Source organism: Cellulomonas sp. ES6 (genome assembly GCF_030053835.1).
GTDB lineage: Bacteria > Actinomycetota > Actinomycetes > Actinomycetales > Cellulomonadaceae > Cellulomonas.
In genome coordinates this window covers 345,044-360,783 of the sequence record NZ_CP125655.1, presented here as the reverse complement: position 1 = coordinate 360,783, position 15,740 = coordinate 345,044, and the positions used below count along the sequence as shown (strand labels likewise).

13 protein-coding genes are annotated in these 15,740 nt (G+C 79.4%); 12 read left to right on the top strand and 1 reads right to left on the bottom strand.

The features are described from left to right. Positions 1-3: 3 nt before the first annotated feature. The 9 genes from P9841_RS01780 to P9841_RS01740 all read left to right on the top strand — a co-directional run bounded on the left by P9841_RS01780 (position 4) and on the right by P9841_RS01740 (position 11,928). Positions 4-933 (top strand): ABC transporter ATP-binding protein, encoded by a 930-nt coding sequence (locus tag P9841_RS01780; protein WP_283320415.1) that lies wholly within the window; start codon positions 4-6, stop codon positions 931-933. Next, positions 930-1,610: an ABC transporter ATP-binding protein gene (locus P9841_RS01775; RefSeq protein ID WP_283320414.1), complete on the top strand. Its 681-nt coding sequence runs from the start codon at positions 930-932 to the stop codon at positions 1,608-1,610. The genes P9841_RS01780 and P9841_RS01775 overlap by 4 nt, the downstream gene beginning before the upstream one ends. After that, positions 1,607-4,819 (top strand): hypothetical protein, encoded by a 3,213-nt coding sequence (locus tag P9841_RS01770; protein WP_283320413.1) that lies wholly within the window; start codon positions 1,607-1,609, stop codon positions 4,817-4,819. The genes P9841_RS01775 and P9841_RS01770 overlap by 4 nt, the downstream gene beginning before the upstream one ends. Next, complete coding sequence (locus tag P9841_RS01765; RefSeq protein WP_283320412.1) at positions 4,816-7,593, top strand: hypothetical protein; 2,778 nt, start codon at positions 4,816-4,818, stop codon at positions 7,591-7,593. The genes P9841_RS01770 and P9841_RS01765 overlap by 4 nt, the downstream gene beginning before the upstream one ends. A gap of 207 nt (positions 7,594-7,800) precedes the next feature. Then, positions 7,801-8,682 carry a manganese catalase gene (locus tag P9841_RS01760; protein ID WP_283320411.1) on the top strand — a complete coding sequence of 294 codons (882 nt, stop codon included), beginning with the start codon at positions 7,801-7,803 and terminating at the stop codon, positions 8,680-8,682. 11 nt (positions 8,683-8,693) lie between these two features. Further along, positions 8,694-9,548, top strand: coding sequence for a hypothetical protein (locus P9841_RS01755; RefSeq protein ID WP_283320410.1), 855 nt, complete (start codon positions 8,694-8,696; stop codon positions 9,546-9,548). Further along, the gene (locus P9841_RS01750) at positions 9,545-10,033 is read left to right on the top strand and encodes a phage holin family protein (RefSeq protein WP_502848245.1); all 489 of its coding nucleotides are present in this window, start codon (positions 9,545-9,547) and stop codon (positions 10,031-10,033) included. The genes P9841_RS01755 and P9841_RS01750 overlap by 4 nt, the downstream gene beginning before the upstream one ends. Next, positions 10,026-10,658 carry a DUF3618 domain-containing protein gene (locus P9841_RS01745; protein ID WP_283320409.1) on the top strand — a complete coding sequence of 211 codons (633 nt, stop codon included), beginning with the start codon at positions 10,026-10,028 and terminating at the stop codon, positions 10,656-10,658. Before P9841_RS01750 ends, P9841_RS01745 begins: the two co-directional genes overlap by 8 nt. Positions 10,659-10,893: 235 nt before the next feature. Further along, positions 10,894-11,928, top strand: a complete 1,035-nt coding sequence (locus tag P9841_RS01740) for a M15 family metallopeptidase (protein ID WP_283320408.1) — start codon at positions 10,894-10,896, stop codon at positions 11,926-11,928. Here the strand turns inward: P9841_RS01740 and P9841_RS01735 are convergent. After that, complete coding sequence (locus P9841_RS01735; protein WP_283320407.1) at positions 11,919-12,791, bottom strand: formate/nitrite transporter family protein; 873 nt, start codon at positions 12,789-12,791, stop codon at positions 11,919-11,921. The genes P9841_RS01740 and P9841_RS01735 overlap by 10 nt on opposite strands. 91 nt (positions 12,792-12,882) lie before the next feature. Here P9841_RS01735 and P9841_RS01730 point away from each other — a divergent pair, with 91 nt between their 5' ends. From P9841_RS01730 to P9841_RS01720, 3 genes are all read left to right on the top strand, one after another. Beyond that, complete coding sequence (locus tag P9841_RS01730; RefSeq protein WP_283320406.1) at positions 12,883-13,890, top strand: phosphotransferase family protein; 1,008 nt, start codon at positions 12,883-12,885, stop codon at positions 13,888-13,890. Positions 13,891-14,065: 175 nt separating this feature from the next. Beyond that, positions 14,066-14,818 carry an ANTAR domain-containing protein gene (locus P9841_RS01725; protein ID WP_283320405.1) on the top strand — a complete coding sequence of 251 codons (753 nt, stop codon included), beginning with the start codon at positions 14,066-14,068 and terminating at the stop codon, positions 14,816-14,818. A 26-nt stretch (positions 14,819-14,844) separates the two neighbouring features. Next, on the top strand, positions 14,845-15,735 hold the full coding sequence (locus P9841_RS01720) for an aminotransferase class IV (RefSeq protein WP_283320404.1): 891 nt from the start codon (positions 14,845-14,847) through the stop codon (positions 15,733-15,735). Positions 15,736-15,740 lie beyond the last annotated feature (5 nt).

The following is a 15,740-nucleotide window of genomic DNA, read 5'->3' as shown; positions in this document are numbered from 1 at the left end:
CCCGTGCAGCGCAGCGTCGTGGAGGAGCTCGGTGCGCGTCTGAGCGCGCCCGCGGAGTTCGGGCGCGACGCGCTCGTGGTCTGCGACGCGGTGGTGCGCGTGTTCCGCACCGGGGGCGTCGAGGTGCAGGCGCTGCAGGGCCTGGACCTGCTGGTCCACGCGGGGGAGATGGTCGCCGTCGTGGGCGCGTCGGGCTCCGGCAAGTCGACGCTGCTGCGCATCCTGTCGGCCGCCGACGTGCCCACCGCCGGGCGGGTGCGCGTCGGGCGGTGGGACCTGGGAGCGCTGTCGCGGGCGGACCGCGTCGCGTACCGCCGCACCGTCGTCGGGTCGGTGCGGCAGCAGACGTCACGGAACCTCGTCCCGTACCTGACCGCGCGGCAGAACGTCATGCTGCCGCTCACGCTCGCCGGCAGGCGGCGGCCCGTGGCGCGCGGGCGCGCGGACGAGCTGCTCGGCCTGGTCGGGCTGCGGTCCGCGGCCGACCGGCGTCCGGCCGAGCTGTCGGGCGGCGAGCAGCAGCGCGTGGCGATCGCGGTCGCGCTGGCGAACGGCCCGCGCCTGCTGCTCGCCGACGAGCCGACGGGCGAGCTCGACACCGCGACCGGCCAGGAGGTGCTGGAGGTGCTGCGCGCCGCGCGGTCCGACGCCGGCGCGGCGGTCGTCGTCGTCACGCACGACCCCGGGGTCAGCGGCCAGGTCGAGCGCACCGTCGCCATCCGCGACGGCCGCACCAGCAGCGAGGTGCTGCGCCGACGCGACGCGGAGCAGGGCGACGTCGCCGAGGAGTACGCGGTGATGGACCGGGCCGGCCGCGTGCAGGTGCCCCGGGAGTACCGGGAGGCGCTGGACCTGACCCGACGGGTCCGGCTGGCGCTCGAGGCCGACCACGTGTCGGTCCGCCCCGACCGCCCCCGGCAGGGTGGCGCATGACGGCACCGCTCGTGCGCGTGCGCGACGTCCGGCGCACGTACGGCACCGGCCACGCCGCGGTCCACGCCCTGCGCGGCGTCGACCTGGACATGGCCCCCGGGGAGCTCGTGGCCCTGGTCGGGCGGTCGGGGTCCGGCAAGACGACGCTGCTGAACCTCGTCGGCGGCCTCGACCGGCCGGACGCCGGCTCCGTCCACGTGGACGGCACCGACCTGTCCACGCTGGACCGCGCGGGCCAGGTGCGGCTGCGGCGGGACGTCGTGGCGTTCGTGTTCCAGACCTTCGGGCTGGTCCCGGTGCTCAGCGCCGCGGAGAACGTCGCCGTGCCCCTGCGCCTGCGGGCGCTGCCCGTGGCGGACCGCGAGCGCCGGGTGGAGCTGCTGCTGCGGCTGGTCGGGCTCGAGGGCCACGCCGCCCTGCGCCCCGACGAGCTCTCGGGCGGCCAGCAGCAGCGGGTCGCGCTGGCCCGGGCGCTCGCCGGGTCGCCGCGGCTGCTCATCGCCGACGAGCCGACCGGGCAGCTCGACAGCGAGACCGGGCTGGCGGTCATGGCCCTGATCCGTGCCGTCGTGGAGGCCGAGGGCATGGCGGCGCTGGTGTCCACGCACGACCCGGTGATGATCGGGCTGGCGGACCGGGCGGTGCGGCTGGTCGACGGCCGCCTGGCCCCGGCATGACGGTCGCGCTGCTGCTGCGCCGTGCCCGGGCGCAGGCCGGCCTGCTGCTCGCGGTGACCGCGACGGCCCTCGTCGCGCTGACCGTGCTCGGCACGTGCGCCCTGCTGCTCGGGCCCGGCCGGTCGGGCGCCCTGGACGCCGCGCTCGCCGGCGCGCCGCCCGGCGCCACGGCCGTGCAGGCGCGGGTCGACCCGGCACCCGGGGAGGACGCCGCCGCCGTGGCCGCCCGGACGGTGGCGCTGCTCGAGGGGGCGCTCGAGCCGCTGGCCGCGGACTCCTCCGTGTGGTCGGAGACGCCGCTGCTGGCCCTCGAGGGGGTGCCGGCGTCCGACGGGCCGCCCCCCGACGGGCCGGCGTTCGCGTACCTCGCGGACGCTCCCGGGGTCGAGGACGTCGCCCGCCTGGTCGAGGGCACGTGGCCGGGCGGCAGGGAGGGCGGCGCGGACGGCCCGGTGCCGGTCGCCGTGCCCCGCGCGGCGGCGGGGGCGCTCGGCCTGGCGGTCGGCGACGTGCTCCGCCTCGGGCCGTCCGCGGACTCCGCGCCGGACGCCGCGCTCGCCGTCCGGGTGTCGGGCGTCTACGCGCCACGGGGTGCCGGCGGTGACGCGACGCCGTGGACCCGCGACCTGCTCGCCGGTGCGGGCGCCGACCCGGACCACGGGCGCCCCGGGACGCAGGACCGCCGCACGTCGCCCGCCTACGGGCCGCTGGTCGTCGCCCCGGGGGCGGCAGCCGGGGTCCTCGGGGAGGCCGGCACCGGACCGGTCGCGGTGGCGGTGCAGCCGCACGCGGCCGGCGCCGGCGCCGGCACGCTGAGCCGCGTCGCCGGGCGGGTCGCCGGGGTGCGCACCGAGCTGGCGGACGGGCTCGGCGAGACCGCGAACCGCGTCGTGGTCCGGACCAGCCTCCCGGCGGTGCTGCGGGCGGCCGTCACGCAGCACGGCGTCACCGGGGCCGCGGCGGCCGTCGCGGGCCTGCTGTGCGGTGTGCTCGCCGTCGCCGCGCTGCTGCTCGCCGGCCGGCTGCTCGCCGCGCGCCGGGCGGGCGAGCGCGCGCTGCTGGCGGACCGCGGCGCGGGCCGGGCGTGGCTGCTGCGGGCGGCGACGGCCGAGGCGGGCGTGGTGGTGCTGGTCGCGGCCGTGCTCGCGGTCCCGGCGTCGCTCGGCCTGTACGCGGTCGGCGCGGCCGTGGTGCCGGTGCTGCCACCCGTCGGGGCGCCCCCGGGCGTCCTCCTCGGCACCGTCGCCGCGGGGGCGCTCGCGCTGCTGCTCGCGCTGTGCGCGCCGGCCGCGGGCGCCGCGGCGTCGCACCCGGCCGAGGGCGTGCGCCGGTTCGCGCGCACGGGCGCCGACCTGCTGCTGGTCGCGCTGGCCGCCGTGGTCGTGCTGCGGCTGCGCGGCGGCACGTCGGACGCGCTCCGCACGCTCGCACCGGTCCTGTGCCTCGTGGCGCTGTCGGTGCTCGCGCTGCGCGCGGTGCCGCTCCTGGCCCGCGGCGCGGAGCGGTCGGCCCGGCGGTCGCGCCGGTTCGTGCTGCCGCTCGCGGCGCTGGACGTGGCCCGCCGGCCGCGCCCGGCCGCGGCGGTGCTGCTGCTGGTGCTGGCGGCGGCGGGCGGCACCTTCGGGACGTCGTGGTGGGCCACGGCGGAACGCTCCCAGGGGGAGCAGGCCGAGGTCCGGGTCCCCGCCGAGCTGGTCGCGTCCGGCCTCACCGGGACGCCGGCGGAGCAGGAGGAGGCCGTGCGTGCCGCCGGCGGGGTGGCGGCCCTGCCGGCCGTGGACCGCGTCACCGCGCTCGGGACCCTGGTGGGCGCCGGGTCGGGCGAGGCGCCCACCCGCCTGCTGGCCGTGGCGCGCGACGCCCCGCTGCGCGGCCGGTTGCCGGACGGGGCGCGCTGGCGCGACCTGACCGCCGACCTCCCGCCGGGGAGCCCCGCGCCGACCCTGGCGCTCGGGGAGGCGGGCGGGACCGTCGGGCTCCGGCTGGAGGGCACCGCCGACGGCGTGGTGCCGGTCACGGCCGCCGTGACGCTGGTGCTGCAGGACGGGCAGGGCGTGCGCACCGCGGTGGCCACCGAGGAGGTGCCGCTCGACGGCCGCGCCCACGAGCTGGTCCCCACGGCGGCACCGGGGCGCGCGTCGTCGGCCCTGCCCTCCGGTGCTGGTGCCCTGGCCGCCGTGCTGCTGCACCTGCGGGCCGACGCGCCGCTCCCGGAGTTGGGCGCGGCGCCGGCGCAGGTCCGGGTGCACCTGGGGTGGGACGCCCCCGCGACGGGCGGCGGGGTCGGGGCCGCCTGGGGCGCGGCCCCGACCACGGCCTCCGCGCTCGCGCTGCCGACGTCGTCCGTGACCGTCGACCGGGAGGGCCTGCGGGCGGGGGCGACGCTCGACCTCGTCGCGGCGGGCCCCGCCGACCTGGTGCTGAGCGGGTTCCCGCGGCCCGGTGCGCTGCCGGTGCTCGTGAGCGAGGACCTCGCGTCGGGCTCGTCGCTGCGGGCGGGTGACCTGCTGGAGGTGCTGGTCGGCCGGACGCCGGTGCCCGCCCGGGTCGTCGGCGTGGCGCCGTACCTGCCGGGCGCCCCGGAGGGTCCCGCCGTGCTGGCGGACCTCGACGCGCTGTCCCGGGCCGCCCTCGCGCAGGCGGAGACGGAGACGCTGGTGGACGGCTGGTGGGTCGACGGGGCCGCGCCCGGCGCCGCCGCCGCCCTGCGGGACGAGGGCGCCGACGTGACGGTGCGCGCCGAGGCCGCGGCGGCGCTCCGCGACGGGCCGCAGCAGGCTGCGGTGGGCGCCGCGCTCGCCCTCCTCGTCGGCGCCGCGGTGCTGCTCGCCCTCGTGGGCGCGGTGCTGCACGCCGCGGGCTCCGCCGACGACCGGGGACCGGAGGTCGCCCGCCTGCTCGCCCTCGGCGCGGCGCCGAGAGCGGTCGCCGCCACGCACACCGCCCAGCACGCCGTCCTGGACGTGCTGGGCGTCGCGGCCGGGGCGGCGGTCGGGGCGGCCACGGCGTGGCTGCTCGCTCCCGCCCTGACCGTCACCGCGTCCGGCGGGGCGCCCGTGCCGCCCCCGGTCGTGGTGTGGCCGTGGGCGGTGCAGGGCCCCGTACTCGCCGCGCTCGTCGTCGGGGCGACGGTGGTGACGCTGCCCGTGGTGCGCGCGCTGGTCCGGCGGGCCACGGCCTCGCACCTGCGGGTCGGGGACGCGGCGTGACGGCCCGGCACCGCGCACGCACCGGCGCCCTGCGGACGTGGTCCCGCGGCCCCGGGCGTCGCCGGGCGGCGGGCACGGACCTGCACACCCTCCCGCGACGGTCCCTGGCCCAGGCCGGGCCGCTGGTCCTGCTCGCGCTGCTCGTCGCGGCGGGCACCGCCCTGGCCGCGGCGGCGCCGCGGGTGGTCGCGCGGGTCGAGGACGAGGCGGTCCGCACCGCGGTGGCGGACGCGGGACGGGACGCCGACCTGGTCCTCAGCGGTCCGGTCGGCTACGAGGGGGCCGACGGCGGCCTGGACCGCGAGCCCGCCGGGACCGCCGCGGACGTCGCCGCCACGGTGCGCACCGCCGCGCTGACCACGTTCGGTCCCGTGCTCGGTGACCCGCTCACCACCGAGGTGTCGCGGGCGCTGCGCCTCCAGGAGGTGGCGGGGGAGCGGCCCGGGGACGCCCCGGGGCCCACGGGTGAGACGTCGGTCCGCCTCGCCTGGCAGGCGTGGACGCAGGTCGCCTGGGTGTCGGGCCGGTCCCCGGAGCACGCGCCGGAGGGCGACACCGAGGTGGCCCTGTCGCAGGAGACCGCGGCGGTGCTCGGCGCCGCGCCCGGGTCGGCGCTGGTGCTGAGCGGCGCGGACGGGGCGGACCTGACGCTGCGGGTCACCGGGGTGTTCCGGCCGGGCGGCACCGACGCGTCGTCGCGGTGGGTCGACGCCCCCGAGGTGCTGCGGCCACGGGTGACCCGGCAGGGGCCGGCCACCACCACCCAGGTCGCCGCCCTCCTCTCGGACGCGTCGCTGCGCGACGGGCTGGCGGCCGTCGGCCCGCGCGACGTGCAGCGCGTCGTACGCCTCCCGGTGACCGCGGGCGCGCTGTCGGCGCAGCGCGCGGACCGGCTGCTCGCCGAGCTGCCGGCCGTGCAGGCCGCACCGGCCGCGCTCGGGCAGGCCGCGTCCAGCAGCAGCCTGTTCACGGGCCTCGACGACGTGCTGGGGCGGGTGCGTGCGGACGTCGACGCGGCCCGGGCGCAGACGCTCGCCCTGGGCGTCGCCGTGGGCGCCGGGACGTCCGCGCTGCTGGTGCTCGCCGCACGTGTGCTCGCGCGGCGGCGGGAGCCGGACCTCGTGCTCCGGCGCGCACGGGGGTCGGCCCTGCCCGCGACGCTCGTCGAGCTCGGCACGGAGGCGGCGCTGGTCGCGGCGGCGGGCGCTGCGGCAGGCGTCGCGCTCGCCGCGGCCGTCGTCCCGGGGGACCTGGGCGCGGCGGCGCTGGTGCCGGCGGCGGTGGCGGTCCTGGCGAGCCCGGTGGCCGGGCTGCTGGTCGCCCGTTCGGCGGGTGACCCCCCGCGCGACGCCACCGGCGCGGCGGGTCGGCGGCTGGTCCACCGCCGGGCCGGGCCGTCCGGGCCCGGCGGCGGCACGTCGGCACGCGGTGCCATGGCGGGCGGTCGCCGCCTGGCGGCGGAGGGGGCTCTGCTCGTCGCCGCGGTGCTCGCGGTGGCCGCCCACCGCGACGGCGGGACGGACCTGCTCGCCGCGACCGCCGCGACGCTCGTCGCGGGTGTGGCGGCCGTGGTCGTGGCGCGGGTCGTCCCGCTGCTGCTGCGCGCGGCGGGGCCGCTCGTCGCGCGGTCCCGCGGCGCCGTCCCCGTCCTCGGGCTGGCCCGCGCCCGGGAGGCGGGCGCAGCGCCGGCGGCGGTGGTCTGCCTGACGCTGTGCGCCGCGCTCGTCGTCGTCGCGTGCGCCGTGGGCGCCGGCACCCGGCGGGACGCCGTCGTGGCGTCGTGGACCTCCGTCGGCGGTGACGTCGCCGTCCGCGCCGCGCCCGGGTCGGACCTGGCGGAGGCGGCAGCCGTCTGGGCGACGGCCCCGGGTGTCACGGCGGTGGTCGCCGCGCGGGTCGAGGACGACGTGCCGGCCGCCACGGAGCAGGGCCGGCAGCGCGTCCGGGTCCTCGTCGCCCCGCCCGCGGACCTGGAGCGGCTCGCCGCGGCCGCGCGGGCGGACGGAGCCGGGCCGGGCGGTGGCACCGTGGTCGGGACGGTCACCGTGGCCGGCCTGTGGGGCGCCGACCGGACGCTGGAGGGCCTCGACGTGCCGGTGCCGTCCGCGGGTGCGCCGGGCGCGGCCGGCGGGGCGGGCCGGCCGACCGTGGCGGTCGACCCCGCCGCGCTGGCGGACGCGGGACAGGACGCCGGGCAGGACCCAGGGCAGGACGCCGCGCAGGACCCCGGGCAGGACGCGGGGTCCCCGGACGCGGCCTGGCTCACGGGCCCCGGCGCCGCGGATGCGGTACGCGACACCCCGCCGCCCCCGGGGTCGGACGTCGTCGTGCGGGCCGACGTGCTGGCCGACGTGACCTCCGGCGTGCTGCTGCGCGCCCGGCTGGGCGTGGCCGCGGTCGCGGCGGCGCTGCTGCTCGTGCTGACCGTCGTGGCCGCGCTGCAGGCCGCCGCCGCGGGAGGCCCGGCGCGGCGGCGGGCGCTGGACACCCTCCGGACGCTCGGCCTCGGCGACCGCGGGGCGCGGGCCGTGGCGGTGGCCGAGCTGCTGCCGGCCGCGGCGACGGCGGCCGTGCTCGGCGCGGGCGGCGGCCTGCTGGCGGCGTCGGTCGTCGTCGGCGGGGAGACCGTGCGCGCGACCCTGGCCTGGCTGCTCGGCGCGGCGGGCCTGTCCACCGCGGCCGTCGTGGTGGCGGTCGTGGTGCTCGCCGTCGCCGAGCAGGCGGGCTCGCGCGCGCACCGCGTGGGGGCCTCCCTGCGGATCCCGGAGCCGTGACCTGCGGGGACGCCGCCGTGTGGCGGGACCTCGGGCGCTGACCTAGCGTCGGGCACGGCGGGCCGGCAGGTCCGCCGACAGCACCGGCGGAGGAAGCCCGTCGGCGCCATCCCCGGTCCCCGGGGGCGGACGCCGGACGGCCCCGCCCTCGCGACCGCGGTGACCGCTCCCGCACGAACCAGCGCCCGCAGAGGCGCGGAGGTCGCGATGTTCTTCCACCGCCAAGAGCTCCAGCACCAGGCCAAGCCCGACCGCCCGGACGCCGTGTACGCCCGCAAGCTCCAGGAGGTGCTGGGCGGGCAGTACGGCGAGATCACGGTCGCGATGCAGTACGGGTTCCAGTCCTGGAACACCCACCTGCCCGGCAAGTACCGCGACCTGCTCTACGGCATCGGCGCCGAGGAGTTCGGCCACGTCGAGATGCTCGCCACGATGATCGCCCAGCTGCTCGAGAAGGCGCCGGTCGGCGTCACCGAGGACGCCGTGCAGGACGACCCCACGGTCGCGGCCGTCCTCGGCGGCACCGACCTGCAGCACGCCATCGTGGCGGGCGCCGGCGCCCGCCCGGTGGACAGCATGGGCAACCCCTGGAGCGCGGGCTACGTCACCGCCAGCGGGAACCTGCTCGCCGACTTCACGGCCAACGCGAACGCCGAGATGCAGGGCCGCGTGCAGGTCGCCCGGCTCTACCACATGACCGACGACCACGGCGTCCGCGACCTGCTCGCGTTCCTGCTGGCACGGGACACCATGCACCAGAACCAGTGGATCGCCGCGGCGCGCGAGCTCCAGGAGGAGGGTCTCGAGGGGCTTCCCGTGCCGAGCAACTTCCCGCTCGGGCAGGAGAACCGGGACGTGGCGTACCAGTACATCAACTTCTCCGACGGCGCCCAGGCGGGCGAAGGGTCCTGGGCCTCCGGCCCGACCCCGGACGGCCTCGGGGAGTTCACCTACGTGCCGGAGCCGCCGGCGGGCGTGCCCATGCCGCCGCCCACGCAGCCGGACCCCCGGCTGTTCGGCACGACCCCGCAGCCCAACCTCATGGAGAAGGCCACGGGGAAGCTCAAGGACACCCTCAAGAGCGAGTGAAGGAGCACGTGATGAGCGCTCAGGACACGGGTGGCGGCGCCGCTGCGGCGGTCGGCACCGCGAAGGACGAGGCACAGGGGCTCGCGCACCAGGCCGCGGAGTCGGGGCAGGACCTGCTGCAGGACGTGAAGGACGGGGCCGGTGGCGTCGCGGCCGAGGCCGCGCAGCAGGCGCGTGACCTGCTGGGGGAGGCCCGTGACGGTCTCCGGTCCCAGGCGGCCGACCAGCAGGCGCGGGCCGCGCAGGGACTGCGCACCCTCGGCGACGAGCTCGGTCGGATGGCGGACGCGTCCGACGGGGGCCTCGCGCGCGACCTGGTGCGTGACGTGGCGGGCCGCACCGGTGCCGTGGCGTCGTGGCTGGACGACCGCGAGCCGGGCGACGTGCTCGGCGAGGTCGCTGTGTTCGCGCGGCGTCGGCCCGGGACGTTCCTGGCCCTCGCGGCCGGGGCGGGCGTGGTCGTCGGGCGGCTGGCGCGCGGGCTGAAGGACGCGCCGCCGAGCAGCGCGGGCGCCCGGTCCCGGCCGGGCGGCAGCGGCCTGCCCGGCTCGACGACGGGACTGTCGACGCCGTCCGCGGCGTCGGCGGGTGGGTCGCCGGCCGGCGGTCTCGCGACGTCCGCCGCGGGCGCGGGCCCGGACGGTCCCGGTGTCGTCGCCGGCGGGAACGCCGAGGTGCTCGAGGTCGGCGAGGACGAGCCGCAGCACCGCGAGCCGGGTCCGGCCCTCGGGGAGGAGCGTGCCTGGGCGGCCAGCGGCGGGGAGGCCCCGGTGGCGCCGGCTCCCGGCCACCTGCCCTCGGCCGACGGGGCGGGCACGGCCGGCGGCGACCCGCTGGCGGGCGTGCAGCGTGAGGACCGCCCGTGACCGGGCCGGGCGACCCGACGGTCGCGGCGGACCCCGGGGCCGTGCCGCGGGGCCCGGCCCCCGGCGGCGAGCCGGGAGCGGGAGGCGCACCGGGCGCCGGGCAGGAGCGCCCGTCACTGGGCGACCTCATCGGCTCCGTCACCCAGGACCTCTCCGAGCTCGTCCGGCAGGAGGTCGAGCTCGCGAAGGCGGAGCTCGGGCAGTCGGCCCGGCGGGCGGGGCGCGGCAGCGGGATGCTCGCGGGGGCCGGCGTGGCCGGCCACTTCGTGCTGGCGTTCCTCTCGGTCGCCCTGTGGTGGGGGCTCCCGATCGGCAAGGCCTGGTCCGCGGTGGTCGTGGCCGTGGTCTGGGGTGTGGTGGCGGCGGTGCTGGCGCTCCGGGGGCGCGCTGAGCTCCGCCGGGTGCGGGGCGCGCCGCGCACCGCCGAGACCGTCAAGAAGATCCCGAACGCGCTGAAGGGCGACGAGGAGGCGAACCATGAGTGAGGACCCGGAGCGGATCCGCGAGCGGATCGAGCGGACGCGGGCGGAGCTGTCGGCGGACGTGGACGCGGTCGGAGAGGCGATCGACCCGCGGCAGGTCGCGCACCGTCAGGCCGAGAAGGTGCGCAGCCGCGTCGGGGCGGTGCGCGACCGCGTCATGGGCACCGTCCAGGACGACGCGGGATCGGCCGGCAGCGCGGCGCGGGGCGCGGCCGACAGCGTGCGCGGGACGGCGGGCGACCTGACGAGCGGCGTCGCGGGCGGGCTGCGCGACGCGCCGCACGCGGTGACGCGGCAGGCCGAGGGCAGCCCGCTCGCGGCGGGACTCGTGGCCTTCGGCGTGGGGCTGCTGGCCGCGTCCCTGCTACCGGCCTCGCGTCGCGAGCAGCAGGCGGCGCAGGCGGTCAAGGACCAGGCGCAGGCCGCTCTCCCCGAGGTGAAGCAGGCGGCCCAGCAGGCGGCGGAGGACCTGCAGGCACCGGCGCAGGAGGCCGTCGAGGCCGTGAAGGAGCGCGCCGCCGACGCGGTCGGCACGGTGCAGGAGCACGGCACGCAGGCCGCGCAGGAGCTGCGCGACCAGGCGCAGGACTCCGCGGAGCACGTCCGCGAGGCCCCGCAGCAGGGCTGAGCGCCGGCCGACGCCGCCTGGGGGAGCCGTGTCCCGCAGGCGGCGTCGGCCGCGTCCGGGGGAGCGACCGCCGCGACCGTGGGGCTGGCCCCCGGGCGCGGTCCGTCGGAGACTGGGACGACCCCCGCCCCCTGCTCCGGAGACCTCGTCCGTGACACGCCCCGCCCCCGACCGGCGCGCCCGCCCTGCCGTCCCCGGCTCCCGCGGGGCGCGACACGGTCGGCCGCGCCCCGGCGTGCGCGCGGTCCAGGTCACCGCCGCCGTCGTCGCCGGTGCCCTGGGGGTGGGGCTCGCGCTGCACGACGCGGGCGCAGCGGGCCCGGTGACCGGACGCACGAGCACCGCGCCCGACCGACCCGCCGCCGACCACGCGCGCCGGAGCGCGGGCCTCGACGGCCCGGCCGACCCCGCCGCCGCCGACGCGGTCGCCACCCGCGCGGCCGACGCCGACCCCGCAGCCACCGACGCGGCGAGCCCCCGGGCGGCCGGCGTCGCGGCCGCGCCGGCCGACGTCGCCGACGCCCCGGGCACCGTCGCGCCAGGCGCCGAGCCCGCGTCGGACCCCGACGACCGGCTGCTCGACCCCGACCCGGGGGCGCCCGGTCGCCTCCGTCCGCCGCCCGAGGCGCCCGCCCCCCTGGTGCTCCCCGGGCTGCGGCCCCCCGCCCGGGTGGGGCTCGACCTCACGACGCGGTCGACGAGCGACCCCGCGAGCCTGTGGGTCGTGGTGAACAAGGCGCGCCCGCTGGACCCCGGCGACTGGGCGCCGTCGGACCTCGTGACGGTGGCGGGGTACGAGGTGCGGGCCCCCGTCGCGGAGCCGCTCGCCCGGATGCTCGCGGCCGCCGCGGCAGACGGCGTGGCGCTCGAGCTCCGCAGCGGGTTCCGGTCGCGTGCGTACCAGGAGCAGGTGCACGCCGCCTGGGCGGCCCGGGTCGGCGACGCGCGGGCCGACGAGGTGTCCGCGCGCGCCGGGCACAGCGAGCACCAGACGGGCCTCGCGGTGGACGTCGGCAGCGGCTCGGCGCCGGAGTGCGACTTCCAGGACTGCTTCGCGCAGACCCCCGAGGGCCGGTGGGTGGCGGAGCACGCCGCCGAGCACGGGTTCCTGCTGCGCTACACGGCGCAGGGGCGGCCGGTCACCGGGTTCGCCCCCGAGGGGTGGCACCTGCGCTACGTGGGCCAGGACCTGCTGGCGGAGATGGAGCGCCGCGGCGTCGGCACCCTGGAGGAGCTGTTCCGGCTGCCCGGCGGGCCCGGCTACTCCTGAGGCGCGCCCTCGCCGCGGCTCTGCCGCAGCCACTGCGAGTCGTCGTTGACGTACGCGTAGTACAGGCCGATCAGCAGCCCGCCGCCCAGGAAGTTGCCCAGCAGCGCGATCCCGACGTTCCCGGCGGCGGCAGCGAGGTCGATGCCGTCGCGGAGCCCCACGACGGAGAACAGCACCGTGTTGGCCACGGAGTGCTCGAGCCCGAGGAACGCGAAGATGAACACCGACGTGATCATCACCAGGCACTTGGTCAGGTCGTCCTTGATGAGCCCGTTGTAGACGAGCAGCATCGCGATGTTGATGCAGAAGTTGCACAGCAGCGCCCGGACGAGCAGGTCGACCCACCCGGCGGGCCCGTCGGTGACGTAGGCGAGCTTGTGCGCGACGGAGTCGGCCATCTCGGCGGCCGGGGCGCCCTCCACCAGGGTGGAGAACCGCAGCAGCACCGCGACGAACAGCCCGCCGAGCACGTTGCCGAGGTAGCACAGCCCCAGCAGCCGCAGCGCCCGCCCCCACGACGTGCGGCGGTGGTAGGCGCCGATCGAGACGATCATCATGTTGGACGTCAGCAGCTCGGAGCGCGAGTAGTAGATGAACACCAGCGCCCAGCCGAAGACGACGGCGCCGACCACCCGTCCGACGGTGCGCAGGGTGCCGTCGCCGACCTCGATCGCGGCGAAGGCCGCCACCAGCGCGTAGAACGTCGCGTAGAGCAGGCCGATCAGCACGCCCGCCATCGCCGCGCGCTGCAGGTAGCGCCGGGCCAGCCCGCCGGACATGGTGGTCTTGGTCTCGAGGACCTCCAGGGCGGTGCTGATGAACTGCTTGCCCGGGAACAGGGACTGCGGGTCGGCGGGACTCACGGCGCACACGGTGCCACACGCGCGACCCGCCCCGCAGCAGGCGGGCCGCGGGTCCTGCGGACCGGGGCGCCGCCGCCGCTAGCGTGGGCGCATGCTCGACGCCGACGTCGCCCCCGACCAGCACCTCCGCGCGGCCCTCCCGGGCGTGCTCGCACCGCTCGGGGAGGTGGTGGCCCTCGAGCGCCTCACGGGCGGCCTGTTCGCCACGACGTTCCGCGCCGCCCTCGCCGACGGCTCGCGCGTGGTGGTCAAGACGGCCCCGACCGCGACCGAGCGGCTGCTCACCTACGAGCACGACCTGCTGCGCACCGAGGCGCTGGTGTACCGGCTCGCCGCGGAGCGCCCGGCGCTGCTGATGCCCCGGCTGCTGCTCACCGACTTCACGCGCGCGGCGGTGCCCTCCGACGTCGTCGTCGCGAGCCACCTGGACGGCGTCCCGCTGCTGGAGCTGGCGGTCGACGGCGCGCTGCCGGCCGACGTCGAGGCGCGGGTCCGCCCGCAGCTCGGGGCGCTCATGGCCCGGCTGCACGCCGTCACGGGGGAGCGGTTCGGCTACCCGGACCCGGCGACCGCCCTGGCCGGGACGACGTGGCCGGAGGCCTTCGACCGCATCGTCGGGGCGCTGCTCGCCGACGCGCGCCGGTGGGGGACCGCGCTCCCGGAGTCCGAGATCCGGGCCGCGGTGGCCCGGCACCGCACCGCCTTGGCGGAGGTGCGCCGGCCCGCGCTGGTGCACACCGACCTGTGGGCGGGCAACCTGTTCGTGGACCCCGGGACGCTGCGCCTCACCGGGGTGATCGACCCGGAGCGCGCCGTGTGGGGCGACCCGCTGCTGGAGCTGGCGGGCGCCGACCAGACGGGGCTCGGCCCGGTGCCCGACGACCTCGTGGCCGGGTACGCCGACGCCGCGGGCGCCGTCGGGCCGCTCGCGCTCGGGACCCCCGCCGGTGACGCCCGGCTGCTGCTGTACCGGATGTCGATGACGCTGGTGCTCCTCGTCGAGATGACCCCGCGCGGCTACACCGGCCCGGGGGCCGACGCCCACCGGACCACGTGCGAGGCGACGCTGCGGGCCGTGCTCGACGCGCTCGGAGGGTAGCGGCCCGTCACCCGTGCGGGTGACGGGCCCCGCTCGGGACCGGATCCACCGGCCGGAACCGCCCGGCCGTGCGCCCGTCGCGTGCCACCATGACCCGGGCGCGTCGGCAGCGCGCGTCCCCCACCAGCGGCCCCGTCGGCGAGGTCGCGCCGGCAGCTGCCTCAGGGGGCAGAGCATGGCGGAGCCGCGCGCACCGGGTCCGGGCACGGAGCCGGGCCGGAGCATCCGCGGGCTGCTCGACGTGCTGACGCGTCGCCTCGCGGCGGCCACGGGCGGCCAGGCCGCCGCATCGGTGTGGGTGCGACGCCGCGATGCCGACGCGGCGGTCGCCGCCACGGCGGAGACGGCGCGGCGGGCCGACGTCGCGGGCGTGGCGGACGCCCCCGTCGTCCCGCTGGACCTCCCGCCCCGGGGCGTCGCGCCGGACGGCCCGCTCCACGTGGTGCTCGCCGGGGGCCCGGACGTGCTCGTCCCGGACGTCGCCGCGGGCGCGGGGTGGCCGGCGTGGCGGCGGGCCGCGCGCGGGGAGGGCTTCCGCGGAGCCGCCGTGGTCGGCGCCGAGATCTCGCGCGGCGGCACGCTGGCGCTGGCGCTCTACCTGGCGGCGCCCGGTGCGGTGGACGACGAGCTCGGCCACCGGGTCGCCCGGTTCGCCCGGCAGGCCGCCTCGCTCGTCGCCCTGCACAGCACGATCCCGGCGCGCCGTCCGGCGACCCGGGTCTCCGCGGCGGCGCGGCACCCCCGGGTCGGCGTGCAGACGGCCGTCGGCGCGCTCATGGAGGTGCGCGGCTGCGGCGAGGACGAGGCGCGCCGCGTGCTGACCGTGCTCGCGCGCGAGCAGGGCCGCACGCTGGAGGCCGTCGCCGCGTCGGTGCTGGAGCACGCGCGACGGCCCACCGGCAGCCGGCCCGTGCACCGGGGCGCGTGACCGGGCGGTCGCGTACGCTGCGCCGGGTGGATCGGGACGGCGCACGCGGGGTGAGCACGGTGGTGGACGGCCTGACGGCCACGACGTTCTGGGTGAACGGCCGCCTGGTGCCCGACGCCGAGGCGACCACGTCCGCCCGGGACCACGGCTTCGTGGTGGGCGACGGCGTGTTCGAGGCGGTCAAGGTGGACCGCGGCCGGCTGTTCGCGCTCACGCGCCACCTCGAGCGCATGGGCCGGTCGGCGGCGGGCATCGGGCTGCGCGGGTTCGACCCGGAGGTCGTGCGACGGGCCGCGCACGAGGTGCTCGAGGCGAACGCCGCGGTGCTCACCGGCGCGTACGACCTGCTGCGGATCACGTTCACCGCAGGCCCGGGGCTGCTGGGCAGCGGGCGGGTCGACAGCCCGCCGACCCTGGTGCTGGGGGTCACGCCCGGGCACGACCCGGACCCCGAGACGGCCGTGGTCACGGTCCCGTACCGCCGCAACGACGTCGGCGCGCTGACCGGCCTCAAGACGACGTCCTACGGGGAGAACGTCCTGGCGCTCGCGCAGGCGCACGCCGCGGGGGCGAGCGAGGCGGTGTTCGCCAACACGCGGGGGATGCTCTGCGAGGGCACCGGCACCAACGTGTTCGTGGTGCGCGACGGCGAGCTGCTCACCCCGCCGCTGTCGTCCGGCTGCCTCGCGGGCGTGACGCGCGCGCTGGTGCTCGAGTGGTACGGCGGGCGCGAGGCCGACCTGCCCTACGACGCGCTGACCACGGCCGACGAGGTGTTCCTGACCTCCTCCGGCCGCGACGTCCAGCCGGTCGTGGCGGTGGACGGCGCACCGGTCGCCGACGGCGCACCGGGGCCGGTGACCCGGGCGGCGGCGGAGGCCTTCGCCGCGGGGCAGCGGCGGCACGTCGACCCCTGACGGCG